Origin of the sequence: Rhizobium sp. WYCCWR 11152 (assembly GCF_013087615.1) — a bacterium.
Classification (GTDB): domain Bacteria; phylum Pseudomonadota; class Alphaproteobacteria; order Rhizobiales; family Rhizobiaceae; genus Rhizobium; species Rhizobium indicum.
The window spans coordinates 81,050-106,389 of the sequence record NZ_JABFCP010000010.1; the positions used below are offsets into that span (position 1 = coordinate 81,050).

25 protein-coding genes are annotated in these 25,340 nt (G+C 62.4%); 19 read left to right on the forward strand and 6 right to left on the reverse strand.

Annotated elements, in window-relative coordinates:
* The first annotated feature begins 277 nt into the window (after nucleotides 1-277).
* From pehA to G9X67_RS20635, 16 genes are all read left to right on the forward strand, one after another.
* The gene (pehA, locus tag G9X67_RS20560; protein WP_171599533.1) at nucleotides 278-1,822 is read left to right on the forward strand and encodes a phosphoric/sulfuric ester hydrolase PehA; all 1,545 of its coding nucleotides are present in this window, start codon (nucleotides 278-280) and stop codon (nucleotides 1,820-1,822) included.
* A gap of 34 nt (nucleotides 1,823-1,856) precedes the next feature.
* On the forward strand, nucleotides 1,857-3,491 hold the full coding sequence (locus G9X67_RS20565) for an ABC transporter substrate-binding protein (protein WP_027667137.1): 1,635 nt from the start codon (nucleotides 1,857-1,859) through the stop codon (nucleotides 3,489-3,491).
* A 190-nt stretch (nucleotides 3,492-3,681) separates the two neighbouring features.
* Nucleotides 3,682-4,689 (forward strand): ABC transporter ATP-binding protein, encoded by a 1,008-nt coding sequence (locus tag G9X67_RS20570; RefSeq protein ID WP_171599534.1) that lies wholly within the window; start codon nucleotides 3,682-3,684, stop codon nucleotides 4,687-4,689.
* Nucleotides 4,680-5,681: an oligopeptide/dipeptide ABC transporter ATP-binding protein gene (locus G9X67_RS20575; RefSeq protein ID WP_171599535.1), complete on the forward strand. Its 1,002-nt coding sequence runs from the start codon at nucleotides 4,680-4,682 to the stop codon at nucleotides 5,679-5,681. Before G9X67_RS20570 ends, G9X67_RS20575 begins: the two co-directional genes overlap by 10 nt.
* A 3-nt stretch (nucleotides 5,682-5,684) precedes the next feature.
* Nucleotides 5,685-6,614, forward strand: coding sequence for an ABC transporter permease (locus G9X67_RS20580; RefSeq protein WP_138334063.1), 930 nt, complete (start codon nucleotides 5,685-5,687; stop codon nucleotides 6,612-6,614).
* Between the two features lie 11 nt (nucleotides 6,615-6,625).
* Nucleotides 6,626-7,495 (forward strand): ABC transporter permease, encoded by an 870-nt coding sequence (locus tag G9X67_RS20585; RefSeq protein WP_171599536.1) that lies wholly within the window; start codon nucleotides 6,626-6,628, stop codon nucleotides 7,493-7,495.
* A 131-nt stretch (nucleotides 7,496-7,626) separates the two neighbouring features.
* Nucleotides 7,627-8,649 (forward strand): LacI family DNA-binding transcriptional regulator, encoded by a 1,023-nt coding sequence (locus G9X67_RS20590; RefSeq protein ID WP_138334066.1) that lies wholly within the window; start codon nucleotides 7,627-7,629, stop codon nucleotides 8,647-8,649.
* A 38-nt stretch (nucleotides 8,650-8,687) separates the two neighbouring features.
* A complete protein-coding gene (locus tag G9X67_RS20595; RefSeq protein ID WP_138389934.1) occupies nucleotides 8,688-9,641 on the forward strand; it encodes a substrate-binding domain-containing protein in 954 nt (317 codons plus the stop codon).
* Nucleotides 9,638-10,459, forward strand: coding sequence for an ATP-binding cassette domain-containing protein (locus G9X67_RS20600; RefSeq protein WP_171599537.1), 822 nt, complete (start codon nucleotides 9,638-9,640; stop codon nucleotides 10,457-10,459). The genes G9X67_RS20595 and G9X67_RS20600 overlap by 4 nt, the downstream gene beginning before the upstream one ends.
* On the forward strand, nucleotides 10,456-11,460 hold the full coding sequence (locus tag G9X67_RS20605; RefSeq protein ID WP_138334072.1) for an ABC transporter permease: 1,005 nt from the start codon (nucleotides 10,456-10,458) through the stop codon (nucleotides 11,458-11,460). Before G9X67_RS20600 ends, G9X67_RS20605 begins: the two co-directional genes overlap by 4 nt.
* 4 nt (nucleotides 11,461-11,464) lie before the next feature.
* Nucleotides 11,465-12,544 carry a phosphotriesterase gene (locus G9X67_RS20610; protein WP_138334074.1) on the forward strand — a complete coding sequence of 360 codons (1,080 nt, stop codon included), beginning with the start codon at nucleotides 11,465-11,467 and terminating at the stop codon, nucleotides 12,542-12,544.
* Nucleotides 12,545-12,662: 118 nt separating this feature from the next.
* Nucleotides 12,663-13,436, forward strand: a complete 774-nt coding sequence (locus G9X67_RS20615; protein ID WP_171599538.1) for a glutamine amidotransferase — start codon at nucleotides 12,663-12,665, stop codon at nucleotides 13,434-13,436.
* A gap of 35 nt (nucleotides 13,437-13,471) precedes the next feature.
* Nucleotides 13,472-14,314 (forward strand): BtpA/SgcQ family protein, encoded by an 843-nt coding sequence (locus G9X67_RS20620; protein WP_171599539.1) that lies wholly within the window; start codon nucleotides 13,472-13,474, stop codon nucleotides 14,312-14,314.
* 2 nt (nucleotides 14,315-14,316) lie between these two features.
* Nucleotides 14,317-14,964 (forward strand): TenA family protein, encoded by a 648-nt coding sequence (locus G9X67_RS20625; RefSeq protein WP_138334080.1) that lies wholly within the window; start codon nucleotides 14,317-14,319, stop codon nucleotides 14,962-14,964.
* A 23-nt stretch (nucleotides 14,965-14,987) separates the two neighbouring features.
* Nucleotides 14,988-15,881: a ribokinase gene (locus tag G9X67_RS20630; protein ID WP_171599540.1), complete on the forward strand. Its 894-nt coding sequence runs from the start codon at nucleotides 14,988-14,990 to the stop codon at nucleotides 15,879-15,881.
* Between the two features lie 104 nt (nucleotides 15,882-15,985).
* Entirely contained in the window at nucleotides 15,986-16,819 is an 834-nt protein-coding gene (locus tag G9X67_RS20635) for an inositol monophosphatase family protein (protein WP_138334084.1), read from the forward strand.
* A gap of 19 nt (nucleotides 16,820-16,838) precedes the next feature.
* Here G9X67_RS20635 and G9X67_RS20640 read toward each other — a convergent pair whose 3' ends face one another.
* Genes G9X67_RS20640 through G9X67_RS20655 form a run of 4 tightly spaced genes read right to left on the reverse strand, consistent with a single transcriptional unit; the run spans nucleotide 16,839 to nucleotide 20,802 of the window.
* Nucleotides 16,839-17,918, reverse strand: coding sequence for an ABC transporter ATP-binding protein (locus tag G9X67_RS20640; protein ID WP_138334086.1), 1,080 nt, complete (start codon nucleotides 17,916-17,918; stop codon nucleotides 16,839-16,841).
* Nucleotides 17,919-17,942: 24 nt separating this feature from the next.
* Entirely contained in the window at nucleotides 17,943-18,770 is an 828-nt protein-coding gene (locus G9X67_RS20645) for an ABC transporter permease subunit (protein WP_138334088.1), read from the reverse strand.
* Complete coding sequence (locus tag G9X67_RS20650) at nucleotides 18,767-19,657, reverse strand: ABC transporter permease subunit (RefSeq protein ID WP_171599541.1); 891 nt, start codon at nucleotides 19,655-19,657, stop codon at nucleotides 18,767-18,769. Before G9X67_RS20650 ends, G9X67_RS20645 begins: the two co-directional genes overlap by 4 nt.
* Complete coding sequence (locus G9X67_RS20655; protein WP_171599542.1) at nucleotides 19,657-20,802, reverse strand: extracellular solute-binding protein; 1,146 nt, start codon at nucleotides 20,800-20,802, stop codon at nucleotides 19,657-19,659. Before G9X67_RS20655 ends, G9X67_RS20650 begins: the two co-directional genes overlap by 1 nt.
* Nucleotides 20,803-20,988: 186 nt before the next feature.
* Between G9X67_RS20655 and msrA the strand changes: the two genes are divergently transcribed.
* A complete protein-coding gene (msrA, locus tag G9X67_RS20660) occupies nucleotides 20,989-21,498 on the forward strand; it encodes a peptide-methionine (S)-S-oxide reductase MsrA (protein ID WP_138334093.1) in 510 nt (169 codons plus the stop codon).
* 6 nt (nucleotides 21,499-21,504) lie between these two features.
* Here the strand turns inward: msrA and G9X67_RS20665 are convergent, their stop codons facing one another.
* Entirely contained in the window at nucleotides 21,505-22,377 is an 873-nt protein-coding gene (locus tag G9X67_RS20665) for a LysR family transcriptional regulator (RefSeq protein ID WP_171599543.1), read from the reverse strand.
* A 97-nt stretch (nucleotides 22,378-22,474) separates the two neighbouring features.
* On the opposite strand from G9X67_RS20665, the gene G9X67_RS20670 reads away from it, so the two are divergent.
* Together G9X67_RS20670 and G9X67_RS20675 are read left to right on the forward strand one after the other, a co-directional pair.
* Complete coding sequence (locus G9X67_RS20670) at nucleotides 22,475-23,260, forward strand: SDR family oxidoreductase (protein ID WP_171599544.1); 786 nt, start codon at nucleotides 22,475-22,477, stop codon at nucleotides 23,258-23,260.
* A 27-nt stretch (nucleotides 23,261-23,287) separates the two neighbouring features.
* Nucleotides 23,288-23,986 carry a ribonuclease activity regulator RraA gene (locus G9X67_RS20675; protein WP_171599545.1) on the forward strand — a complete coding sequence of 233 codons (699 nt, stop codon included), beginning with the start codon at nucleotides 23,288-23,290 and terminating at the stop codon, nucleotides 23,984-23,986.
* Between the two features lie 62 nt (nucleotides 23,987-24,048).
* Here G9X67_RS20675 and G9X67_RS20680 read toward each other — a convergent pair whose 3' ends face one another.
* Nucleotides 24,049-25,338 (reverse strand): amidohydrolase family protein, encoded by a 1,290-nt coding sequence (locus tag G9X67_RS20680; RefSeq protein ID WP_171599546.1) that lies wholly within the window; start codon nucleotides 25,336-25,338, stop codon nucleotides 24,049-24,051.
* Nucleotides 25,339-25,340: the final 2 nt, after the last annotated feature.

Below are 25,340 nucleotides of genomic sequence, written 5' to 3' on the forward strand. Positions count from 1 at the left end.
GAGCAGCCGTCGTCTGATCGTAGGAGACGTCTCTCGCGTCCATGATCTTGCCGAGGGAAGCACGCCTCAGGTTCTCAAAGAACGGCAAAACGGACAGTGCGTGCCGCGGTCAGGTCACGCGCGCGCGATGAGTGTGTCGTGAATATTACAATTGCATGACGCTTCTGGAATAAAAGCGAAGAAACCCACGATCCGTTCAATGTCATGGAACTTTGAAAAAGTGGTCATCGCGCTGCAATAATCGCGGTTCAAACAGCCCCGCACAAGTGGGGGCTCCATGCGAAAGAAAAACGTTCTACTCATCGTCGTTGACCAATGGCGAGCCGATTTCGTTCCGCACGTTCTGCGTGCCGACGGGAAAAACGATTTCCTGAAGACACCCAATCTCGACCGGCTCTGTCGCGAGGGCGTGACCTTCAGGAACCATGTGACGACCTGCGTTCCCTGCGGCCCGGCCCGTGCGAGCCTGCTCACCGGCCTCTACCTGATGAACCATCGCGCCGTGCAGAACACGGTGCCGCTCGACCAGCGCCACCTCAACCTCGGCAAGGCGTTGCGCGGCGTCGGCTACGATCCGGCGCTGATCGGCTATACGACGACGGTGCCGGATCCGCGCACCACTTCGCCGAACGATCCGCGCTTCAGGGTGCTCGGCGACATGATGGACGGCTTCCATCCGGTCGGCGCCTTCGAGCCCAATATGGAGGGCTATTTTGGCTGGGTGGCACAGAACGGCTTCGAGCTGCCGGAGCATCGTCCTGATATCTGGCTGCCCGAGGGCGAGGGCGCCGTTGCCGGCGCCACCGACCGTCCGTCACGCATTCCGAAGGAATTTTCGGACTCGACCTTCTTCACCGAGCGGGCGCTGACCTATCTCAAGGGCCGCGACGGCAAGCCCTTCTTCCTGCATCTCGGTTATTACCGGCCGCATCCGCCCTTTGTCGCCTCTGCTCCCTATCATGCCATGTACCGGCCGGAAGACATGCCGGCGCCGATCCGCGCAGCCAACCCGGACACCGAGGCTGCACAACATCCGTTGATGAAATTCTATGTCGACAGCATCCGCCGCGGCTCCTTCTTCCAGGGCGCAGAAGGGTTCGGTGCGACGCTCGACGAAGCGGAACTGCGCCAGATGCGCGCGACCTATTGCGGCCTGATTACCGAGGTCGACGATTGCCTTGGCCGGGTCTTTAACTATCTCGATGAGACCGGACAGTGGGACGATACGCTGATCATCTTCACCAGCGACCACGGCGAGCAGCTCGGCGATCATCACCTGCTCGGCAAGATCGGCTACAACGATCCGAGCTTCCGCATCCCGCTCGTCATCAAGGACGCCGGCGACAATGCCCGCGCCGGTGCGATCGAAAGCGGCTTCACCGAGAGCATCGACGTCATGCCGACCATACTCGACTGGCTCGGCGGAAAGATCCCGCACGCCTGTGACGGCCTGTCGCTGCGGCCCTTCCTGAGCGAGGGCCGGCCGCAGGATTGGCGTACCGAATTGCACTACGAATACGACTTCCGCGACGTCTATTATTCCGAGCCGCAGAGTTTCCTCGGCCTCGGCATGAATGATTGCAGCCTCTGCGTCATCCAGGACGAGCGATACAAATACGTTCATTTCGCAGCGCTGCCGCCGCTGTTCTTCGATCTGCAACATGATCCGAACGAATTCACCAATCTCGCCGACGATCCGGCCTATGCCGCGCTCGTGCGGGACTATGCGCAGAAGGCGCTCTCCTGGCGCCTGAAACATGCCGACAGAACCCTGACCCATTATCGCTCCGGCCCCGAAGGCCTGAGCGAACGCAGCCATTGATCCGAACCACCAGAGAACCCAAGGAGATATTCCCATGGTCACCTTCACCCGTCGCGGTGCTCTCGGCCTTGCCACCGGCGTCGCCAGCTCGCTGATCCTGCCGCGTTTTTCCATCGCACAGGCCGACAACCGTCCTTCGATCACTATCGCCGTCCAGAAGATCTCGAACTCGAACACGCTGGATACGTTGCGCGAACAGTCGAATGTCGGCCAGCGCATCTTCAATTCGTCGCTCTGGGAAAGCCTGATCGGCCTCGACTGGCTCGGCAACCTCTCGGCCGTTCCGTCACTCGCCACCGAATGGCGCCGTATCGACGACAAGACCGTCGAGCTGAAACTGCGCCAGGGCGTCAAATTCCACAATGGCGACGAGATGACGGCCGAAGACGTCGCCTTCTCCTTCAGCAAGGAACGTATGTTCGGCGATACGCAGCCGAGCACCGGCAAGACGATCTTCGTCACCGAAAAGAACCCGCTCGGCCGCGAAAGCAAGGAATTGCCGGTCGAAATTCCGGCCGTCGCCCGCCGTATCTGGCCGGCCCTGCTCGGCATCGAAATCGTCGACAAATACACCGTCCGCTTCGTCAACGGTTCGCCTGACGTGACGATGGAAGGCCGTATTTCCGTTGCCGCCAGCGCCATCGCCAATCGCCGCGGCTGGGATGAGGCAAAGAGCTATCTCGACTGGGCCCGCGCACCGATCACGACCGGTCCCTATCGCGTCGCCGAATTCAAGCCGGACACCTATCTGATCTACGAAGCGCATGACGAATATTGGGGCGGCCGCCCTCCGGTGAAGCAGATCCGCTTCGTCGAAGTTCCGGAAGTCGCCTCACGCGTCAATGGCCTGCTGTCCGGCGAATATCACCTCGCCAGCGACATCCCGCCGGACCAGATCGAAGGCATTGAAAAGAACGCTGCCTTCGAAGTCCAGGGCGGCATCATCACCAACCACCGCCTGACTGTATTCGACAAGACCCATGCCCAGCTCGGCAACCCGCTGGTGCGCCGCGCCTTCACGCATGCCATCGACCGCCAGGCGATCGTCGACTCGCTCTGGGCGGGCCGCACGCGCGTTCCGGCCGGCCTGCAGTGGGATTTCTATGGCGACATGCTGGTCAAGGATTGGACCGTGCCGGAATACAATCCGGATCTTGCCCGCCAGCTCCTCAAGGAAGCCAATTACAAGGGCGATCCGATCCCGTATCGCCTGCTGAACAACTACTATACCAACCAGACCCCGACGGCGCAGATCCTCGTCGAAATGTGGGCGCAGGTCGGCCTCAACGTGCAGATCGAAATGAAGGAAAACTGGCAGCAGATCCTCGAAAAGACGCCGACGCGCGCCGTCCGCGACTGGTCGAACTCCGCAAGCTTCCCCGATCCGGTTTCCTCGATCGTCGCCCAGCACGGTCCGAACGGCCAGCAGCAGCAGGTCGGCGAATGGACCAACGCCGAAATGAACACCCTGTCGACCTTCCTCGAGACCAGCACCGATCGCGCCAAGCGCCATGACGCTTTCGCCCGCATGCTGCAGATCTGTGAGCGCGAAGACCCCGCCTATACCGTTCTCCACCAGAACGCCGTCTTCACCGCCAAGTCGAAGTCGATCAATTGGAAGGCCGCATCGGCCTTCGCCATGGACTTCCGCCAGGGCAACTGGTCCTGATCAAGATCTGACGACATCAGCGAGCCGGGGGAAACTCCGGCTCGCTGCCATTTGGTAGACCGGCTATCCGGAAACCAGGCAAGCCCGACAGGCGTGAGCATGATGTCGAAAAGTGTGAGCGGTTTTCAGACGACATCATGCTCTCGTTCGGATCTGGCGGCCGGCGGGAATGCAAGAAGGAGAGGCTGAAATGCCATTGGTCGAAATTTCCAATTTGAAGGTCGCTTTCAGCGGTATCGAAGTCCTTCACGGCGTCGATCTGGCAATCGAGAAAGGCGAGGCGGTGGGTCTCGTCGGCGAATCCGGTTGCGGCAAGTCGGTCACCTGGCTGGCGGCACTCGGGCTCCTGCCTGGAAAGGCTTCCGTCGCAGGCAGCGTGCGTCTCGGCAGCGATCAGCTGATCGGCGCGTCGCGCACGAAGCTCGAAAGCATACGCGGCGGCCGCATCGCCATGATCTTCCAGGATCCGTCGAGCTCGCTCAACCCGGTCATCCGTGCCGGCCGGCAGATCGCCGAGGCCGTTGAATTGCACCGCGGCCTGACCGGCAAGGCTGCCCGCAACGAGGCCGTTCGCCTGATGGAAATGGTCGGCATTCCCGACGCCGTGCGCCGTTTCGACAATTTTCCGCATGAATTTTCCGGTGGCCAGAACCAGCGGCTGATGATCGCCATGGCGCTCGCCGGCAATCCTGATCTGCTGATCGCCGATGAGCCGACGACGGCGCTGGACGCGACCATCCAGGCGCAGATCCTCGATCTGCTGATTTCGATCCGTGAGGAAACCGGCATGGCGATCGTCTTCATCAGTCATGATCTCGGTGCGGTGTCGCAGATCTGCGAGCGCGTCTGCGTCATGTATGCCGGCAACATCGTCGAGAAATGCCCGACGGAATCGTTGTTCCGGTCGCCGCGCCATCCCTATACGCGCGGGCTATTCGATGCCATTCCGCGTATCGATGCCGGCCGCGACCGGCTGGTACCGATCCCAGGCACCGTGCCGCAACCCGGCCGCATGCCCGGTGGCTGTGCCTTCGCGCCGCGTTGCGGCCATGCCTCGGAACTCTGTCATAACAAGGTGCCGCCGCTCGTCGCACTTGACGACGACCGTGCAACCGCCTGCTTCCATCCGCTCAGTGACGGCGCCACCGCATCGAAACGGAACCTCATGCAGGCACAGCAGGGAGTGGCATGGGCATGAGCGAACCTCAGCTGATCGAAGCGAACGACCTCGTCAAGACCTATACGATGCGCCGCGGCATCTTCGGAAAGCCGAGCCATGTCCGGGCGGTCGACGGCGTTTCGCTGTCGGTCGCACCGAAGACGACGCTCGGCATCGTCGGTGAATCCGGCTCAGGAAAATCGACAATGGGCCGGCTACTGCTCGGGCTCGAAACTCCGACCGAAGGCAGCGTCCGCTTCGACGGCGAGGCGATGCCGGCACTCAGAACGCCGCGCTGGCGTAGCCTGAGGGCGCGCATGCAGCTCGTCTTCCAGGATCCGCTGGCAGCCCTTGACCGGCGCATCTCGATCGGCGCTCAGATCGGCGAACCGCTTGCCATCCATGCCGTCGGAAGCGAGGAGGGGCGGCGCGAACGTGTCGACGAACTGCTCGTCGCCGTCGGTCTTCGCCGCGATCAGGCGGAGCGTTATCCGCACGAGCTTTCGGGCGGCCAGCGCCAGCGCGTCGTCATCGCGCGCGCCATCGCCACCAATCCGGAGCTTCTGGTCTGCGACGAACCGGTCTCGGCTCTCGACGTCTCCATCCAGGCGCAGGTGATCAACCTGTTGCGCGACCTGCAGGAAAAGCGCGGCATCGCCATGGCCTTCATCAGCCATGACCTGAAGGTCGTACGCAACATCGCCGATCGAGTCGCGGTGATGTATCTCGGCCGGATCGTCGAGGAAGCAGCTTCGGAGGATATTTTCCGCAGCCCGTTGCATCCCTATACGCAGGCACTGGTCTCCAGCGTTCCGGTTCCCGGCACGGCGCTGCGCGACCGTATCATCCTGCAGGGAGAACCGCCGAACCCCGCTGCCCGGCCTGCCGGCTGCGCCTTTCATCCCCGCTGCGGCCATGCGGTCGAGCGCTGTCGCATCGAGACGCCTGAACTCGTCACCGTCGAGGCGGGCCGGAGAGCTGCCTGCCACCTCGTTGCGCCCGCACCCGCATCAACGCTCATGGAGAGCTGAGCCATGATCCGTTTCTTCCTGATAAGAGCGTTCCGCGCACTGATGACCATCGTGCTGGTGGTCACCTTCGCCTTCGTCGTCCTGCGTCTTTCCGGCGACCCGGCCTTGACGATCATGGGTCCGGAAGCGCCGCCGGAGGCAATCCGCGCCTTCCGCACCGCCTGGGGTCTCGATCAGCCGATCTGGGTGCAGTATCTGCGTTATTTCGGGGCGATCGCCCGCGGGGATCTCGGTATCTCGATGCGCGACGGCCAATCGGCGATCCAGCTCGTGCTCGACCGCATTCCGGCAACGCTGGAGCTGACGATCCCGGCCCTCATCCTTAAGCTGGTGATCGGCATTCCGGCCGGCGTCTACGCCGCCCTCCACCGCGACAGCTCGACCGACCGCGCCGTCATGGCGAGCGCGGTGGTCGGCTTCACCATGCCGAGCTTCGTGCTCGGCCTCGTGCTGGTGCTGATCTTCTCCGTCACGCTCGGCCTGCTGCCATCGGGTGGCCAGGACAGCTGGATGCATGCCATTTTGCCGATCATCACCATGAGCATCGGCGGTGCCGGCATTCTTGCCCGCTTTGCCCGAAGCGCGATGATCGAGGTGCTTGGCCAGCCCTATATCCGCACCGCCAGCGCCAAGGGCACTGCCTGGCGAAACGTCGTCTGGCGCCATGCGCTGCCGAATGCGGCGATCCCGATCGTGACGATCGCCGGCTTCATGGTCGGCACGCTGATCGCCGGCGCCGTCGTGGTGGAATCGCTGTTCTCCTGGCCAGGCGTCGGCCGGCTTCTCGTCGTCGCCGTCTCAAACCGCGATCTCGCCGTCGTCCAGTGCATCCTGTTGCTGGTGGCAGCGACCATGGTGTTTTCAAATTTCGTCGTCGATATCCTTTACGGCTATCTCGACCCGCGTCTGCGCAGCAACCAGGCAAGGCATTAAGGAGCGGAACCATGACAAATATCTCTGCTCAACCGGCGACCGTCATCCACGAAGTGCGCGCAACGAAGAAGCGCGGTGTGCCCGTTTTCGTAATGATCGGTTTTGCCTGGATCGCCGTCGTGATCCTGATCGCGCTGGCGGCCGACTGGATCCGGCCCTACAATATCACCGCCTTCGACCTGAAGAACCGGCTGTCACTGCCAGGCAATGCCGCGCATTGGCTCGGAACCGACGAACTCGGCCGCGATGTTCTCTCCCGCCTCATCGTGTCGATCCGCATCTCGCTGCTGATCGCCTTCGGCGCAACGCTGATCTCGGCCTTCGTCGGCACGACGCTCGGCTTTCTCGCCGCCTATTTTCGCGGCGTTGTCGAACAGATCGTCGTCATGCTTGCCGATTTTCAGGCGGCCATGCCGTTCCTGATCATGGCGCTCGCCGTGCTTGCCTTCTTCGGCAGTTCGCTGCCGCTGCTTATCTGCCTGATGGGCTTCTACGGCTGGGAACGCTATGCGCGCATCGCCCGCGGCCTTGCCATCGCCGCCAGTGGCCAGGGTTATGCCGCCGCCGTCACGCAGCTCGGCGCCAAGCCGGCCCATGTCTATCTCAAGCATATCCTGCCGAACATCGCCTCGACGCTGATCGTCTCGATGACGCTGACTTTCCCAGAGATCATCCTGATGGAAAGCAGCCTTTCCTTCCTCGGCCTCGGCGTGCAGCCGCCGATGAGCAGCCTCGGTAACATGGTCGGCTACGGACGCGAATATCTGACCCGCGCGCCCTGGATCATGCTGGCGCCGTCCTTCGTCATCATGCTGACGACGCTGTCGATCAGCATCACCGGAGACTGGCTGCGCGACAAGCTCGACCCGACGATCGGCTGACATCCTGCCGGTCGAGCTTCGATCGTCTCGCAAAAAAACAGATCCTGCACATTCATCGCTGTTGACAACGGCGAGCAATCGATATTGTCTTGTAAAGCGCTTTACTAAACCGCTTTACAATAGGTCCATCAATGGCCAGGGGAACGACGCCAAGTCTGAAGGATGTTGCCGCCGCTGCCAGCGTCTCGGTCACCACCGTGTCGCGTTTCGTCAACGGAAGTCTCGATCTTCCCTTTCAGACCAAGAAGCGCATCGAGGATGCGATCAAGACGCTGAACTACCGGCCGAACCCGCATGCGCGCCGGTTGAGCAGGGGCCGCTCGGACACGATCGGCCTCGTCGTGCCCGATATCGCCAATCCCTTCTTCGCAACGCTCGTCGCCGCCGTCGAGCAGGCGGCCGATGAAAAGAAGCTCGCCGTCTCATTGCACGCCACCCTCAACCGGCCGGGACGCGAGATCGAATATCTGCAGCTCATCGAGCGCAATCACGTCGACGGCCTGATTTTCGTCACCAACCATCCCGACGACGGCGCGCTTGCCGCGCTGATCAACGGCAGCGGCAAGGTCATCATCGTCGACGAGGACATTCCCAATTCGAAGGCGCCGAAGCTGTTCTGCGACAATGAGCAGGGCGGTTATCTCGCCGGCCAGCATCTGGCCGAACAAGGCCATCGCCATGTCCTGTTCATCGGCGGCGACGAGCGCATGATCAGTGCCCGCAGGCGTTATGACGGCCTGCTGAAGGCGCTCAGGGAACAGCATGGCGACGAGGCCCGGGCCGATCGTTATGCCGGCGAATATACGATAGAATACGGCCGTGCGGCTGCGCTCGACTATCTCTCCGGAAACCGAAAGGCGACGGCGATCTTCGCCAGCTCCGACGAGATCGCCATCGGGCTGGTCGAGGTCTTCAGAAGCCAAGGCGTCTCGATCCCTGCTGACATCTCGGTCATCGGCTTCGACGATGTCGGTCCGCTTCATCTCTTTGCGCCGCCGCTGACGGCCATCCGTCAGCCGGTGCGCCAGATCGGCCGGCGGTCGCTGGAGCTGCTACTGGAAACCAATTGGCACGAGTGGAAACCATCCGCCTCGGAAGAACTCCTGCCTGTCGAAATCGTGGTGCGGAACTCCGTTGCGCCGCCTGCGAAATAATAATCAGCAACGTCAAAAAACCAAAAGAGGATGAGAACATGACACTGAATTTGACAAGACGAACGATGATCGCCGCCGCCGGCTTCACGGCATTGACCTTCATCGGCCTGTCCAGCGCCGCGGCGCAGGAAAAGAAGACCGTCGCGCTGGTGCAGATCAACCAGCAGGCACTTTTCTTCAACCAGATGAATGAGGGCGCCCAGAAGGCGGCCGATGCCGCCGGCGTCAAGCTGGTGATCTTCAACGCCAACAACGAGACGACGGCGCAGAACAGCGCCATCGAAACCTATGTTCAGGAAAAGGTCTCCGGCCTTGCGGTCGTGGCGATCGACGTCAATGGTATCATGCCGGCGGTCAAGCAGGCGGCCGATGCCGGCATTCCCGTCGTCGCCATCGATGCCATCCTGCCTGATGGCCCGCAGAAGGCACAGATCGGCGTCGACAATGCCGCGGCCGGCGCCGATATGGGCAAATACTTCCTCGACTACGTCAAGGCGAACATGGGCGGCAAAGCCAAGCTCGGCGTTGTCGGCGCGCTGAACTCGTTCATCCAGAACATCCGCCAGGAGGGCTTTGAAAAGACCCTGAAAGGCGTCGACGGCATTGAAATGGCCGGCGTCGTCGATGGGCAGAACATCCAGGACAACGCCCTTGCGGCGGCTGAAAACCTGATCACCGCCAATCCTGACCTGACCGCGATCTACGCCACCGGCGAGCCGGCCTTGATGGGGGCGATCGCCGCCGTCCAGAGCCAGGGCAAGCAGGATAAGATCAAGGTGTTCGGCTGGGATCTGACTGCCGAAGCCATTGCCGGCATCGATGCCGGCTTCGTCGTCGCCGTCGTCCAGCAGGATCCGGCCGCAATGGGCGGTGCCGCCGTCGACGCACTCGTCAAGGCCTCGGCCGGCGAAGCCGTCACCAAGACGATCTCGGTGCCGATCACCATCGTCACCAAGGAGAATGTCGAGCCGTACCGGGCCGTCTTCAAATGATCGAAAGCGGACAGCGTGACATCGCTGCCGCCGCTTCCGGAGGGCTCGCACCCTCCGGAACCGGAACTTCCGGCGGCACCCGATCCGACCCGCGCATCTCGCTACGCGGCATCCGCAAGTCGTTCGGCTCGCACCAGGCCCTGCGCGGCGTCGATCTCGACATCTTCCCCGGCGAATGCCTGGGCCTCGTCGGCGATAACGCCGCCGGCAAATCGACGCTGACGAAAATCATCTCGGGAACCTACATTCCCGATGCCGGCACAATCACCATGGAAGGCGAAGAGGTTCGTTTCTCCGGCCCCGCGGATGCGCGTGGGCGTAACATCGAAATGGTGTTCCAGGATCTCAGTCTCTGCGATCATATCGATGTCGTCGGCAATCTCTTTCTCGGCCGTGAACTCAGCCGCGGGCCGTTTCTCGACACCAGGACGATGTTGGCCGAAGCGCGCAAGATGCTGGATTCGCTTGAGATCCGCATCCCGAGGCTGACCGGCAAGGTCGCTCAGCTCTCCGGCGGGCAGCGCCAGGCGATCGCCATTGCGCGCGCCGCCTCGTTCAAGCCGAAGGTGCTGATCATGGACGAGCCGACGTCAGCACTTGCAGTCGCGGAGGTCGAAGCGGTGCTGGCCCTGATCAACCGCGTCAAGGCGAACGGCGTTTCGGTGATCCTCATCACCCACCGGCTGCAGGACCTCTTCCGGGTCTGCGACCGCATCGCGGTGATGTACGAGGGCACGATGGTGGCCGAGCGGCAGATCGGCAGCACCAACCTCGAGGATCTCGTCAGGCTGATCGTCGGTGAAGGAGCCAGACAATGACGGCTTATACGGAACGCGGCCACGGCTCGCGCGTCGCCGATTTCTTCGGTGAACACGCACAGGTCCTGTCGATCGCCATTTTCTTCCTGGCCTGCATGATCTTCTTCTCGATCGGCAGCGAAACCTTCTTCACGCTTGGCAATATCCTGAACATCGTGCGCCAGGCTGCTCCCATCCTGATTGTCGCCATCGCCATGACCTTCGTCATCATCACCGGCGGCATCGATCTGTCGGTCGGCTCGCAGGTCGCCCTCGTCAATGCGGTCGCGGCGATCGTCATGGCGATGGGTGTTCCCTGGCCGTCGGTCGTCATCGGCATGCTCGTGCTCGGCGGCTTCATGGGGCTGGTTCAGGGCTGGTTTACCGCCTATCAGGGCATTCCGGCCTTTATCGTCACGCTCGCCGGCCTCTCGATCCTGCGCGGCCTGGCGCTCTATCTGACCCAGGGCTATTCCATCCCGATCAAGGATGCACCGGGCTTCTTCGCGCTCGGTCGGGGCGAAATCCTCAGCTTCCCGATCCCGGCGGTCATTGCCGTCGTCATCGCCATTCTCGGTTACGTCGTCATCACCGCGACCAAATATGGCCGTCAGGTCGTGGCGGTCGGCTCCAATGCGGAGGCGGCGCGGCGTGTCGGCATGCCCGCCAAATGGATCATCGCCTCGGTCTATATCATCTCCGGTATCGCCTGCGCCGTCGCCGGCCTGCTGATCGCCGCTCGCCTCGGCTCCGGCTCATCCAATGCCGCCGTCGGCTTCGAGCTGCAGGTGATCGCCGCCGTCGTGCTCGGCGGAACGTCGCTGATGGGCGGACGCGGCACCATCCTCGGCACCGTGCTCGGCACGCTGACCATCGCCGTCATCGGCAATGGCCTGATCCTGATGCACATATCGCCGTTCTTCACCCAGATCGTCACCGGCGCCATCATCCTCGTCGCCATCTGGCTGAACACGCGCATCTTCACGGCCAATTTCCATTTCCGGCTGGGCAGGAAAGGATGAATCGATGAGCGAACAGACAGCAGATAGCCTGTCCGAAGCGCATGTCCACTCCGGCAAGGTGATGACCGTTACCGGCCCCGTTTCGGCGGATGCACTCGGCGTGACGCTGATGCACGAGCATATCCTCAACGACTGCCGCTGCTGGTGGCATGCGCCGAAGACGCCGGAACGGCAATATCTCGCCGAAAGCTTCGTCTGCATGGAGATCCTCGGCGAACTCAGGCAGGATCCCTTCGTCAACAAGCACAATATCACGCTCGACGACGAACATCTGGCGGTGGCCGAACTCAAGGACTTCGCCGCGGCGGGCGGGCGCACCGTGGTGGAACCGACCTGCAAGGGCATCGGCCGTGATCCGCTGGCGCTCCGGCGCATCTCCGAAGCGTCCGGCCTCAACATCGTGATGGGGGCCGGTTATTACCTCGGATCCTCACATCCGGAAGGCGTCGCGGCAATGAGCGTCGATGACATCGCATTAGAGATCGTCCGCGAGGCGAGGGAAGGCGTCGACGGCACCGGCGTCAGGATCGGCCTGATCGGCGAGATCGGCGTCTCCTCGGATTTCACCGCCGAGGAAGAAAAATCGCTGCGCGGCGCTGCCCGGGCGCAAGTGCTGACCGGGCTTCCCCTGATGGTGCATCTGCCGGGTTGGTTCCGCCTCGGCCACCGCGTGCTCGACGTGGTGGCGCAAGAGGGGGCGGATCTCCGCCACACCGTGCTTTGCCACATGAATCCATCGCATGACGACATTGCCTATCAGAGCGAGCTGGCGGAGCGTGGCGCCTTCATCGAATACGACATGATCGGCATGGACTTCTTCTATGCCGACCAGCAGGTGCAGTGCCCGAGCGACGAGGAGGCGGCGCGCGCGATCGTGCGTCTTGTCGAGACCGGATATCTCGACCGGATTCTTCTGTCGCACGACGTCTTTCTGAAGATGATGCTGACGCATTACGGCGGCAATGGCTACGCCTATATCCTTCGCCATTTTCTTCCCCGTCTTCAGCGGCACGGCCTCGACAGGACGGTTCTCGACGAGATGATGCGCAGCAATCCGCGCCGCGTCTTTCATGCCGGGGGCTAAAGCGCGTCGCGCTTTAGGTCTTTGTTTTTACGCATGTCGTTATCGCAAAACCGCTTCACACTTTTGCGCGACGTGCTTTAGCTCCATCAATTCAATCGATCACAGGTAACCGCAGACCATGACCAAGAAAATCCTCCTTGTCGGCGAGAGCTGGGTCAGCTCCGCCACGCATTACAAAGGCTTCGACCAGTTCGGCAGCGTCACCTTCCATCTCGGCGCCGAACCGCTGGTGAAGGCGCTCGCCGGCAGCGCCTTCGAACTCACCTATATGCCGGCGCATGAGGCAGTGGAGAAATTCCCCTTCGATATGGCGGGGCTCGATGCCTATGACGCCATCATCCTCTCGGATATCGGCGCCAATTCGCTGCTGCTGCCGCCGGATGTATGGCTGCATTCGCGCACCGTGCCGAACCGGCTGAAACTTCTGAAGGCATGGGTGGAAAAGGGCGGCGGCCTACTGATGGTCGGCGGCTACTTCTCCTTCCAGGGCATCGACGGCAAGGCGCGCTGGCGGCGCACCCCGGTCGAAGACACGCTGCCCGTCACGTGCCTTCCTTACGACGACCGCGTCGAGATCCCCGAGGGCACGGTTGCCGAGGTAGTGAAGCCGGAGCATCCGACGATGCAGGGGCTTGAAGGCGCCTGGCCGGTGCTTCTCGGCGTCAACGAGGTCGAAGTGCGCGACCGTTCCGATGTCGAGGTCGTCGCACGCCTGCCTCAGGATCAGGGCGGCCATCCGCTGCTCGTCGTCGGTACGCATGGCACTGGGCGGACGGCGGCCTGGACGTCGGATATTGGCCCGCACTGGCTCTCGCCCGCTTTCTGCGAATGGGAAGGTTACGGCCGGCTCTGGAAGAACATCCTCGGCTGGCTCACCGAAAAGCAGGCGTGATGTCAGCACGCGCCAGGAATTGGAAAGGGAATGACATGCAGGAAATTTCGGACAGGCCGCCCAACGCCATCAGGGATATCTTCGGTAAGGACAAGGTTCTGATCGGCATGATCCATTGCCCCGCCTTTCCGGGAGCGCCGCGCTACCGGGGGGCTGCGATAGATGCGATTTACGACGCGTGCATGCGCGACGCCGAAGCCTGCGTGGAAGGCGGCCTGCATGGGCTGATCATCGAAAATCATGGCGACGTGCCGTTCTCGAAGCCCGAGGATATCGGCCCCGAGACGACAGGCTTCATGTCTGTCGTCACCGACCGGATCGCGCGCGCGGCCGGCATTCCGCTTGGCGTCAACGTGCTGGCCAATGCGCCGATCCCCGCCTTCGCCATTGCCATGGCCGGTGGCGCCAAATTCATTCGCGTCAACCAATGGGCCAATGCCTATGTCGCCAATGAAGGCTTTATGGAGGGCAGGGCGGCCGAAGCCATGCGCTACCGCTCGTTGCTCAGGGCCGAGCACATCAAGGTCTTTGCCGACAGCCACGTCAAGCATGGCAGCCACGCTATCGTCGCCGACCGCTCGATCCAGGAGCTGACGCGCGACCTTGCCTTCTTTGATGTCGATGGCGTCATCGCCACCGGCCAGCGGACCGGCAATTCGGCAACGATGGAGGAGATCGAGGAAATCGGTGCGGCGACGCACCTGCCGCTGCTCGTCGGCTCCGGCGTCAACAAGGACAACATCGTCGATATTCTGAGCCGCACCAATGGCGTCATCGTTGCGTCTTCATTGAAGCAAGGCGGCGTCTGGTGGAACCCGGTCGATATCGAGCGCGTGCGCGCCTTCCGGGCGGCGGCCGAACCGGGACTAGAGGGCTGAGCATGGCGGCAGAGAGCCTTTCGGGCCGCATCCTGCGCGAGAATGACGCTGTCCTCGGCGCGATGCTGAACCACCGCTTCGTCGAGGACGTGAAAAATGACAGGCTGAGCAAGGAGGCTTTCGAGCATTATCTCGTCTATGAAGGCGCCTTTGTCGACAGCGCCATTTCGATCTTTGCCTATGCGGCGGCGACCGCGAAGACGATGCCGCAGAAGCGTTGGCTGATCGCGGTTCTCGACGCGCTTGCCAACGAGCAGATCGCCTATTTCGAGCGCACCTTCGCCAGTCGCGGCATCGATCCCTCGTCCTTTGACACCGGCATCGCCGAGGTCGAGGGCTTTCGCGCCGGCATGTTGGAGATAGCCCGCCAGGGTGGCTTCCTCGACACGGTCACGGCGATGTTTGCGGCCGAGTGGATGTACTGGACTTGGTCGAAGGAAGCAGCCAGCCGCCCGATCAGCGATCCGCTGCTGAAGGAATGGGTCGACCTGCACGTCGATCCGAATTTCGCCGCCCAGGCGCAATGGCTGAAGAATGAACTCGACATCGCCGGAGAAACGCTGGAAGAGGATGAAAAAGCGCGGCTCAGCGCAATCTTCGGCCGGGCGATGCAACTCGAGATCGATTTTCACGATGCGCCTTATCTTTAGCTTCACCTTGCGAAAGCGGATGCATGCGCGCCTACATAGTCGGTAACGTCGCCATCGACGAAACCATCGCCGTCTCCGAACTTCCCGTCATCGGTGCTTCGATCCTCGGCAATGCGAGTGGCAGCGATCTCGGCGGCAAGGGCACGAACCAGGCGGTCGTCATGGCCCGCTGCGGCGTGCCGACAACGCTGGTGGCGCCTGTCGGCAGGGACGCGAGGGCCGATACGATACGCCATTACCTCGCGGACGAGCCGCTTCGGAGCGAACTGATCGAAATGGAAAATGCATCGAGCGATGTCTCGATCATCTTCCGGCTGCCGGGCGGCGAAAATGCCATCGTTACGACGACGGAATCGGCGCAGAGCCTGTCCCTGTCCGATGTCAGGCGCATTCTCTCGACGGCCGGCCCCGGCGATCTCATGATGCTGCAGGGCAATCTGTCCGACCAGACGACCCGCGATATCCTGGAGCATGCAAGGGAGATCGGCATGATCACCGCGTTCAATCCCTCGCCGGTGCGCTCCTATTTCTCCGATCTTTGGGGGTTGATCGACATCGCCTTCCTCAACAAGGGTGAGGCGCAGACCCTGACGGGAGCGACGGGCAGGGATGCAGCCGAATATCTGTTGAGCCGAGGGCTGCGCGAAATCGTCCTGACGCTGGGCGGCGACGGCGCGACGCTCGTGAACCGGCACGATAGCATCGAAGTGCCCGCCCAAATCTGCGATGTTGTGGATACAACGGGCGCAGGCGATACGTTCATGGCCGCAGCACTTGCATCCTGCGCGCTACGCGGACAGCGGCTGGACAGGCTAGCCATCGAACACGCAGTTGCAGCCGCGGCCATCACCGTCTCAAGACATGGAACAAGAAAGGCGTTTCCGACCATTTCCGAGCTTGAAGCGATCCTGAGATAATCCGCTCGGTATGAGCGCGCTTCATAAAATCATCATCGGCCTCTGCGAAGGGATGGGCTCCTCGCGATTCACTCCGTCATATCAGCAGCATCCGGACTTTTCTCATGACATCTTCCCCGATTTCCGCGCGTCTTTCCCCGACCGCCTCGTCCCGTCTCGTCGTGCTTGCCGAAACAGTATTGAAGGCGGGCGAAACCGCCCGCGGCTCGCTGCGGCGACGAACGTCGGCAGAAATGATCGCCAAGGCGCCGCGCGATTATCAGACCGAAATCGATGTCGCTGTCGAGCGGATCATCGTCGACGAGATGGCGAAGGCCTTCCCGGACTATGCCATCCAGGGCGAGGAAGCCGTCGGCAACCGCACGGCGGGTCCGGACACGCCTGTTATCTACATCGACCCGATCGATGGCACGACCAATTACGCCTGGGGCATTCCGCATTTCGGCATGACGATCTCGATCGTCGAAAGCGGCAGGCTCGTCATGGGCGTCGTCTATGACGCCATGCTGGACGAGCTCTTCAGCGCCGAAATCGGCGGCGGCGCTTATCTCAACGGCGAACGTATCCGCTGCGCCAATGTCGGTGACATCGAGAATGTGCTTGTCGGCGCCGGCCTGCCGATCCCCGGCCAAGTCACGGCGGTTGCGGAAGAGACTTATTTCGAGGCCATCAAACGCCTGATGGCGAATACGGCAGGTGTGCGCCGCCTCGGCTCGGCGGCACTGTCGATTGCCTATGTCGCCTGCGGCCGGCTGGACGGATTCTTCGAAGACGGGCTAGCGATCCATGATTTCGGCGCCTCGGCGCTGCTGGTCGAAGAGGCGGGCGGCATCGTCACCCGTTTTTCCGGCGCTAAGGTTTTCGGAAAGAGCGATATCCTGGCCGCCAGCAAGGCGCTGCATCCCTGGCTGCTCGAAGGCTTCCAGAATAAGGCGTGAACGGGCGCATTCCTCCAGTTTAAATCCGCAGGAGCTCTGCGATCTCCACATCGCCCTTTGCCGGCATCGACTGATGGACGAGCTCGTTGTCGCGGAAGACGAACAAGCCGGCGAAACTCGGCTCGACCCTCATCCCGGCCCGAATCCGATCGTCCGGTGCGACCATCGCCTTCAGGCGGGTGCCGTCGGCAAGATCGACATCGACCATCTTGTGGGTGCCGAAATCGACGGTGCGATGGACTGTCGCGGCATCGACCCGCTCCGAGGGACGGATCGTCAGCGCTTCCGGGCGGGCGGCAAGCGTCACCGGCCCATCCTCGACGGGAACCGGAAGCGGGAACAGCGGATGCTCACAGACGCCGTTTCTAACGCGGCTCTGGACAAAATTCATCGAGCCGATGAACCCGGCGACGAAAGCCGTCTGCGGCTGCCGGTAGATGGTGCTCGGCGGCGCGATCTGTTCGGTGCCTCCGTCGCGCATGACGACGATGCGGTCGGCGAGCGCTAAGGCCTCGTCCTGGCCGTGGGTGACGAAGAGCGTGGTGATGCCAAGGCGCTGCTGGATATCGCGCACTTCCTCCCGCAGCCTTTCGCGCAGATGCTGGTCGAGGCTGGCGAAGGGCTCGTCGAGCAGAAGGATCTTCGGCTCAAGCACGAGCGAGCGGGCAAGCGCGACGCGCTGCTGCTGACCGCCGGAGAGTTGCGTCGTCATCCGCCGCCCGTAATCGGCGAGGCCGACCAGGGCCAAAGCATCCTCGACGCGTTGCCGGATTTCCGCTTTCGGCAGCCGGCGGAGCTTCAGGCCGAAGGCGATATTGTTGAAGACGTCCATGTGCGTCCAGAGCGCATGGCTCTGGAACACCATGCCGGTCGGGCGCCGCTCGGGCGGCAGCACCGTCACATCCTTCGCGTCGATGCGGATCGTTCCGCCGCTTGGGCGCTCGAAGCCGCCGATCATCCTGAGAAGCGTCGACTTGCCGGAACCGGATGGGCCGAGCAGGCAGACGAGCTCGCCGTCTCCGACTTCGAGCGAGAAGTCGCGAACGGCAAAGGCGGTCCCGAACAGCTTCGAAACGCCCTCGATCGAAAGATGTGCCATCTCAAACCCTTCCCTGAATTAACCTCACGCGCCAAAACCTCTTGCAAAGGCGCCGGTGCCGATCACGCGGCGGGCAAACATCAGCGCGATGAAGGACGGCACCCACAACATGACTGACAGTACGGCGCCGTATTGCACGACGATCTGATTGTTGATGAAGCTGATCATCAGCACCGGCATGGTGCGGACCTGAGGCGCGCCGATCAGCCAGGCACCTTCCGTCTCGTAGAAGGTGCCGACGAAGGTCAAAAGCAGTGCGGCAGCGATCGTGGGTCCGGCCTGCGGCAGGGTGATCGACCAGAAGACGCGCAGCGGCGTGGCACCCGCATCGCGCGCCGCCTCTTCCATGCGCCGGTCGACATTCTGGAAGGCTGCGACCGGGATCCAGATCATCAGCATCAGCGTGCCGACAAGCTGGATCAGCACGACGCCCCAGAAAGTGCTGATCAGGCCGAGCTGTAGGAAGATGCCGGCAATGGCGACGAGCAGGCCGAATTTCGGGAAGGCATGCGATGCGAGGAACGACAGGAACAGGATGTTCCTGCCGGGAAAGCGCATGCGGGCGAAGGCGTAAGCCGCGGGAAGGCAGATGACGGCGGAAAGAATGGTCACCGTCGTCGTCAGCCGCAGGCTGAGGAAGAGCGCTTCCCAGACATCCGGACGCGCCAGCGTCTGGCCCCAGAAACGCAGGCCGAACTGCTGCGGGATCACCGATGGATAACGCCAGACCTCGGTGAAAGCCCACGTTCCGACGACGATCAGCGGCAGCGCGATGAACAGCGTCAGCAGGCACGCGAAGAGCATGCCGATCCAGTCGAAGCGAAGATCCGTACCCGATCTACCGGCACTCATGGCTGGGCCTCGCGGTTGCGGGCGATCGACCTGATGTAGAAGATACCGAAGACCAGGCAGAAGCCGAAGGTGATGACGGCTTGGGTCATGGCGTTCAGCGGGTCGTTCATGTCGGCGAAGGTGCGCTGCATGAAAGGCCCCATCATCTCCGGCGATGCGGAGCCCAGCACATAGGGCAGGGTGAAGGCGGAGAAGATGCCGAGCACGGCGAAGGACGCGGTCACCAGCAAGGAATTGCCCATGCGCGGCAAGATGATCGAGATGAACACCCGGAGCGGTCCTGCGCCGACATCGCGAGCGGCCTCGATCGCGCTGTTCGAAACGGAGGAAAGCCCCGCCGTCAGCATCAGCACCGTCAGGGGAAGATTGTCCCAGACGAGGCCGATGACCGGTCCCCACGGCGTCAGATAGGGCGTGCGCAGCTTGGGCAGGCTGACGGCGTTCAGCAGCAGGTCGACGGTGCCGTTCGGCCCGATCGTCCTGATCAGCGCATAGGCGAGAATGATCGACGGCACGAACATCGGGAAGATCGCAAGAGCCTGCACATAGGCGGCAAGTCGCCCCTGCGAGAACCGGAGGTATAGCGCGATCGGAAGGCCGATCGCCAGAAGCAGAATACCGCAGACGGCGGTGGTCCAGAGCGTCAGCCACAGATTGCCGAGGCTGTAGCCATCGGTGAAGAAGAAGCGATAGGAGGCAAGCGAGAATTCCGTCGCACCGTCAGGACCTCGAACGAAGATCGTGCCGACGACCGCCGAAAAGATCGGAAAGACGATCAGCCATGCGAGCAGGAGGACCGGCAGGGCAACGAGGAGGAGCCCGATAGAGCTCCCCCCGTTGATGGATCGGGGACGGCGCAGAACCGCCGGCGCAGTGTCAGTGGACATCAGGTGCGGCTGATGCCCGGAGCGACGTTGCGGTACCAGCCATCGGCGATCGCCTTTTCCCAATCGCCGCCCGGGAAGGTCGGAATGGTCGACGGAATGACGTCGGCATATTTCTTGCGGAGATCGTCGGAGATGTGATCCCAGGAGATGGCGGGGAAACCACCGATCTCCGTGATGATCGCTTCCTGCATTTCCTTCGTCAGCATGAATGCGGCAAGCTTGAGCGCCGCATCCTTGTTGGCGCCGTTCGAGAACACGGTGATGCTGGAGAAGCCGCCGCAAAGGGCAAGATCGGTAAGCTGCACGAGGCCGGTCGTATCAGGCAGCACACCCTGGGAGATCGCCTGCAGCACCTGGTCCGACCAGACCGGCACCATGGTGACGACGCCCTGGGCAAGGAGCTGGATCGACTGGGTGTTGCCGGCCGTATAGGCGCCCTTGTCATAGAGCGCCGGGGCGAGGTCGTTGAGGATTTTCCAGGCCGGCGTCAGCGCCTCGGTGGCGAAGTCGGCGCTGAAATTGTCGATCTTGAACTTCTTCGGATCGCGGCCATTGGCCTCATGGATCGCGCGGCGGACGAAGTTTCCGCCCGAACCGCCCTTGTCGGGACGGTTGTAGATGAACTGGCCCGGATTGGCCTTGATCCAGGCGGTGAGCTGATCCCAGCTCTTCGGCGCATCCTTCGGATCGAGCTTGGTCGTGTCGTAGGCGAGAAGGACCTGCGAACCGCGATAGGGAAGAGAGTAGCGGGTATCGAAGGCAAGCGGGTTGATATGGTCGTAGCCTTCGATGTTCTCGGCGGAGAACTTGACCCAGAGCCCGGCATCGATGCCGCCGGACGGCAGGCGCGGATCGAACTGCTCGAAAAGGTCGGCCTGCGGATCGGTCTTTGTCTTCAGCGCGGCGAGCGCACGGTCGGCGATGGCGCGCAGACCATTATTATCGCCGGCATCGGTCACCTTCAGGGCAACACCCGGATGCGCCTTTTCGAAGGCCGGGCGGATGACGTTGTTCCAGAGGTCGACGATGTTGGCATCCGAACCGCTGTAGAGATCGATCGTGCCGGCCGCAGCCGATGCGAAACGCGGAAGAGCCAGCAGACCGGCTGCAGCCGACGATGTGATCAGAAATTCGCGTCTATTCATAACCGTCTCCATCAGGTGTCGAGGCTCAGCCTCCGCAGGATTGTCCAAGGCCTTGCTAGCGCCGGCGCGTAACATCGACATGACAGGATCGGGGGTCTCGGCAGGGAAATTGCACAGCTGTGCTCTTTGCACCGTGTGGAAATCGGCGGCAGGAGACACTATCTCTTGCGGAAAAGGAGATATCCAATGACCGAAGAACGTGCAGTCCTCGCCGGTGGTTGCTTCTGGGGCATGCAGGATCTGATCCGCCGATATAACGGCGTGATTTCGACCCGCGTCGGCTATAGCGGCGGCGATGTGCCGAATGCCACCTACCGCAACCACGGAACCCATGCCGAGGCGATCGAGATCATCTTCGACCCCGCAAGGATCAGCTATCGGGAAATCCTCGAATTCTTCTTCCAGATCCACGACCCGAGCACGCGCAACCGCCAGGGCAACGACGTCGGCTTGAGCTACCGCTCGGCAATCTTCTATGTCACCCCTGAGCAGGAGCGCGTCGCCAGGGACACGATCGCCGATGTCGATGCATCCGGCCTGTGGCCCGGCAAGGTCGTCACCGAAGTCGTGCCGGTCAGCGATTTCTGGGAGGCCGAGCCCGAGCACCAGGATTATCTGGAGCGGATTCCGAACGGCTATACCTGCCATTTCGTCCGGCCTGGCTGGAAACTCCCGGTCCGTCAGAAGATCGCCTGAAATTGATCAGGCTGCCATCGCCGCGCGGCTGGTTTCCAGCAGTGCGGCGATGAGGTTTGCGCGCGGCGAGGATCGTGTCACGACGATGCCGACGGTGCGCATAGCGGACGAGCGGGGCAGGGGCAGCTTGACGATATCTAATCCCGCCGGCCAGGGCGGCGCCCAATCCGGCACGATCGAGATTCCGAGACCGCGGTCTACCATCACCGCGATCGCCTCCAGCGCGTCAAGCTCATAACGCTCGACCGGATGGATGCCGATCTCGCGCAAATATTCATCGGCGATGTGACCACCCCACTGGTTGCGGTCGTAGCGAATGAAGGGCAGGGCCGTCAACAGTTCGAGCGGATCCGCTCCCTCACAGTCCCGCGGAGCGATCAGCACCAGGGGTTCCTGGCGCAGCTTGTTGAAAGTCAGCGTCTTCTGCATCGGAAATCGCGGCTCGATGATGAAGGCGGCGTCCAGCGTGCCGTTCAGAACCTCGGCATAGAGGTCCATCGACGCGCCAGGCTTGAGGAAGATTTCGATCAGCGGATAGTCCTGCGCAAGGCGGTGGAGAATGCCGGGAACGAGACCGGTCAGCGCCGTATTGATCGCCCCGATCCGCATCTCGCCCGAAATCGTCGCGGTACCGGCCATCGCCTTCAGGTCGCGTGTATCGCGCACCAGATCCCGGCAACGTTCGAGAATGGCAAAACCCGCCTCCGTCGGCCGCATCACGCGGCCGGAGCGCACCAGCAGTCGCACCCCGAGCTCGGCCTCCAATGCGCGGATGCGCTGGGCAACGGCGGCAGGCGTGAGGTTCAGCCGCTGGGCGGCCTCTGCCAGCGAGTGTCGCTCGGCAACGACGATGAAGGTTTCGAGAAAACGTGTGTCCATCGATAGTTTTTCTATCTCTTGAACGAAGCAGAAGCCATATTTTATTTACGATCCATTGCTCCGAAAGATGGCCAGACCCTATGAGGAGATGGATGAAATGGATTTCGGCCTGAAGGACAAGACGGCCCTGGTGCTTGGCGCCGGCGGCGGACTGGGCAGCGCGATTGCCGCCAAGCTTGCGCGCGAAGGCGCCAGAATTGCCGCGGCGGATATCGATCTCGCCGCCGCTGAGAAGACCGCGGCTGCGATCGAATCCGACGGCGGCAAGGCGCTGGCGCTGCAATGGGACCTTTCCGATCTCGGTTCGATCAATGCGCATGTCGCTGCAATCGAGCGCCAGTTCGGACCGGTCGATATCCTCGTCAACAATACCGGTGGCCCACCGCCGACCACTGTCTCCGGCCAGGATCCGGCGGTTTGGAACCAGTATTTCCAAAGCATGGTGCTCTCCGTCATCGCCGTTACCGATCGGGTGCTGCCTCAGATGCGCGCGCGCAAATGGGGACGCATCGTCACCTCGACCTCATCGGGCGTAGTTGCGCCGATCCCCAATCTCGGTATCTCCAACGCGCTGCGCCTGTCGCTGGTCGGCTGGTCGAAAACACTGGCGCGCGAGATCGGACGCGACGGTATCACCGTCAACATCGTCCTGCCGGGCCGAATTGCCACCGGCCGCATCACCTTCCTCGACGAGCAGAAGGCCAAGCGCGAAAACCGCTCCATCGATGACGTCGTCACTGAGAGCACCGGCAGCATTCCGCTCGGCCGCTATGGCCGGCCGGAAGAATATGGCAATGTCGTCACCTTCCTGGCAAGCGAACCTGCCTCCTATCTCACCGGATCGGTGATCCGCGTCGATGGCGGCATGATCCAGAGCATCTGACAGAAACCGAATTGGAACCGAATACCGATGGCCCTCAGCGCTGAAGCGATAGCAACCCTCAAGACCGTCTCGACGGCGACCCTGACCACCGTTCTTCTGAAGAACGGCCTGCGGAACGTCTGGATCCGTGGCGCCGTTCCCCTGAAGCCCGACCAGCCGCGCATCGTCGGGCCGGCCTTCACCCTCCGTTTCGTTCCGGCCCGCGAGGATCTGGCGACGCCCGCATCCTGGGCCTCGCCGATCTCGACACGCGCCGCGATCGAGGCGATGCCGGAAGGCTGTGTTGCCGTCATCGATGCGATGGGCGTTACCGATGCCGGCATCTTCGGCGATATCCTCTGCGCCCGCATGCAGAAGAGAGGCGTTGCAGCCCTCGTCACCGACGGCGTCGTGCGCGACCTTGCCGGCGTGCTCGACACCAAGCTGCCGGTCTGGTGCCGTGGCGTCGCAGCACCCCCATCGGTCGCCGGCCTCACCTTCGTCGCCTGGCAGCAGCCGATCGGCTGCGGCGGCGTGGCGGTCTTCCCTGACGATATCATCGTCGTCGACCAGGACGGCGCAGTACTGATTCCGGCCGATCTGCTCGAGGCGGTGTTGGCGGAAGCGCCGGAACAGGAGCGCATGGAAGCCTGGATCATGACCAGGATCGATGAAGGCGTATCGCTGCCCGGCCTCTACCCGATGAACGCGGAAACAAAGGCGCTTTACGAGGCCTCGAAGAAGTAGGCTCCAGGCCAGGCGGATTGAGGAGGGCCGCGGCTTCGCGGCCCTTTTGCTTTCGCCCTATCTCAATAACGAGGCACGTAATCCAGGCCGCCGTCGATCCGTGCCGGGCGTCCGTTGAGGAAAAGTTCGCCGATGCGCGGCGCCGAGCGGGCGATGACTTTGCCGCGGCGGATTACCGCCAGCCGGTTGGGCTTCAGCCGCAGCGCTTCCAGCGTGTCGCTGGCCTGGAGGATGACGAGGTCGGCGCTGCACCCCTTTTCCAGGCCGTAGCCCTCAAGCCCCATCGTTCTCGCCGAATTGACGGTCAGCGCGTCGAAGATCTTCTTCTTGTCGTCGATGCCGGCCATCTGCGCGACATGGATTGCCATATGGCCGACCTCCAGCATGTCGCCCGATCCCATCGAGTACCAGGGATCCATGACGCAATCATGCCCGAAGGAAACGTTGAGCCCGGCATCCATCAATTCCCTAACGCGGGTCATGCCGCGGCGTTTCGGATAGGTGTCGTGCCGACCCTGCAGCATGATGTTGATCAACGGATTGGGGATGACGTTGATCTCGGCCTCCCGGATTAGCGGAATGAGCTTGGAGACATAGTAGTTGTCCATCGAGTGCATCGAGGTCAGATGCGAGCCGGCGACGCGCCCCTGCAAGCCGAAGCGGATGGTTTCCGCAGCCAGCGTTTCGATATGGCGCGAGAGTGGATCGTCGGTTTCGTCGCAATGGATATCGACCGGCAGGCCGCGATCGGCGGCGATGCGGCAGAGCGCTTCGACCGACGCCGTCCCTTCACCCATCGTCCGTTCGAAATGCGGAATGCCGCCGACGATGTCGACACCCATATCGAGGGCGCGGTTGAGCGCATCGATTGCGCCCGGCGAGCGGTAATAACCATCCTGGGGGAAGGCGACCAGCTGCAGATCGATATAGGGCGCGACCTTCTCGCGCACCTCGATCATCGCCTCGACGGTCACAAGCCTCGGATCGCTGGTATCGACATGGCTGCGGATGAAGAGCAGACCCTGCGTGACCGCCAGATCGCAATAGCGCAGCGCACGATCGACCAGTTCATCCTTCGTCACGATCGGGCGCAACTCCCCCCAGAGCGCAATACCCTCGAGCAGGGTGCCGGATACGTTCATGCGCGGCAGGCCGAGCGACAGGGTGGCGTCCATGTGGAAATGCGGATCGACGAAGGGCGGGCTGACCAGCCGGCCGGTCGCGTCGATCTCTTCTTGCGCCTGCGCCTGGAGATTAGGCTCGACAGCGATGATCTTGCCGCCCTGGATGCCGATATCGATCCCCTTTCGGCCATCGGGGAGATTTGCATTTCTGACGATCAGATCGAACATCG

What these genes read in the sequence shown, in the direction of transcription:
- G9X67_RS20625 (WP_138334080.1), top strand. Translation starts at nt 14,317, where the DNA reads ATGGCGGCAGAGAGCCTTTCGGGCCGCATCCTGCGCGAGAATGACGCT.
- G9X67_RS20680 (WP_171599546.1), bottom strand. Translation starts at nt 25,338, where the DNA reads ATGTTCGATCTGATCGTCAGAAATGCAAATCTCCCCGATGGCCGAAAG.
- G9X67_RS20640 (WP_138334086.1), bottom strand. Translation starts at nt 17,918, where the DNA reads ATGGCACATCTTTCGATCGAGGGCGTTTCGAAGCTGTTCGGGACCGCC.
- G9X67_RS20650 (WP_171599541.1), bottom strand. Translation starts at nt 19,657, where the DNA reads ATGTCCACTGACACTGCGCCGGCGGTTCTGCGCCGTCCCCGATCCATC.
- G9X67_RS20600 (WP_171599537.1), top strand. Translation starts at nt 9,638, where the DNA reads ATGATCGAAAGCGGACAGCGTGACATCGCTGCCGCCGCTTCCGGAGGG.
- G9X67_RS20645 (WP_138334088.1), bottom strand. Translation starts at nt 18,770, where the DNA reads ATGAGTGCCGGTAGATCGGGTACGGATCTTCGCTTCGACTGGATCGGC.
- G9X67_RS20585 (WP_171599536.1), top strand. Translation starts at nt 6,626, where the DNA reads ATGACAAATATCTCTGCTCAACCGGCGACCGTCATCCACGAAGTGCGC.
- G9X67_RS20670 (WP_171599544.1), top strand. Translation starts at nt 22,475, where the DNA reads ATGGATTTCGGCCTGAAGGACAAGACGGCCCTGGTGCTTGGCGCCGGC.
- G9X67_RS20665 (WP_171599543.1), bottom strand. Translation starts at nt 22,377, where the DNA reads ATGGACACACGTTTTCTCGAAACCTTCATCGTCGTTGCCGAGCGACAC.
- G9X67_RS20580 (WP_138334063.1), top strand. Translation starts at nt 5,685, where the DNA reads ATGATCCGTTTCTTCCTGATAAGAGCGTTCCGCGCACTGATGACCATC.
- msrA (WP_138334093.1), top strand. Translation starts at nt 20,989, where the DNA reads ATGACCGAAGAACGTGCAGTCCTCGCCGGTGGTTGCTTCTGGGGCATG.
- G9X67_RS20605 (WP_138334072.1), top strand. Translation starts at nt 10,456, where the DNA reads ATGACGGCTTATACGGAACGCGGCCACGGCTCGCGCGTCGCCGATTTC.
- G9X67_RS20620 (WP_171599539.1), top strand. Translation starts at nt 13,472, where the DNA reads ATGCAGGAAATTTCGGACAGGCCGCCCAACGCCATCAGGGATATCTTC.
- pehA (WP_171599533.1), top strand. Translation starts at nt 278, where the DNA reads ATGCGAAAGAAAAACGTTCTACTCATCGTCGTTGACCAATGGCGAGCC.
- G9X67_RS20655 (WP_171599542.1), bottom strand. Translation starts at nt 20,802, where the DNA reads ATGAATAGACGCGAATTTCTGATCACATCGTCGGCTGCAGCCGGTCTG.
- G9X67_RS20630 (WP_171599540.1), top strand. Translation starts at nt 14,988, where the DNA reads ATGCGCGCCTACATAGTCGGTAACGTCGCCATCGACGAAACCATCGCC.
- G9X67_RS20565 (WP_027667137.1), top strand. Translation starts at nt 1,857, where the DNA reads ATGGTCACCTTCACCCGTCGCGGTGCTCTCGGCCTTGCCACCGGCGTC.
- G9X67_RS20675 (WP_171599545.1), top strand. Translation starts at nt 23,288, where the DNA reads ATGGCCCTCAGCGCTGAAGCGATAGCAACCCTCAAGACCGTCTCGACG.
- G9X67_RS20610 (WP_138334074.1), top strand. Translation starts at nt 11,465, where the DNA reads ATGAGCGAACAGACAGCAGATAGCCTGTCCGAAGCGCATGTCCACTCC.
- G9X67_RS20595 (WP_138389934.1), top strand. Translation starts at nt 8,688, where the DNA reads ATGACACTGAATTTGACAAGACGAACGATGATCGCCGCCGCCGGCTTC.
- G9X67_RS20575 (WP_171599535.1), top strand. Translation starts at nt 4,680, where the DNA reads ATGGGCATGAGCGAACCTCAGCTGATCGAAGCGAACGACCTCGTCAAG.
- G9X67_RS20590 (WP_138334066.1), top strand. Translation starts at nt 7,627, where the DNA reads ATGGCCAGGGGAACGACGCCAAGTCTGAAGGATGTTGCCGCCGCTGCC.
- G9X67_RS20615 (WP_171599538.1), top strand. Translation starts at nt 12,663, where the DNA reads ATGACCAAGAAAATCCTCCTTGTCGGCGAGAGCTGGGTCAGCTCCGCC.
- G9X67_RS20570 (WP_171599534.1), top strand. Translation starts at nt 3,682, where the DNA reads ATGCCATTGGTCGAAATTTCCAATTTGAAGGTCGCTTTCAGCGGTATC.
- G9X67_RS20635 (WP_138334084.1), top strand. Translation starts at nt 15,986, where the DNA reads ATGACATCTTCCCCGATTTCCGCGCGTCTTTCCCCGACCGCCTCGTCC.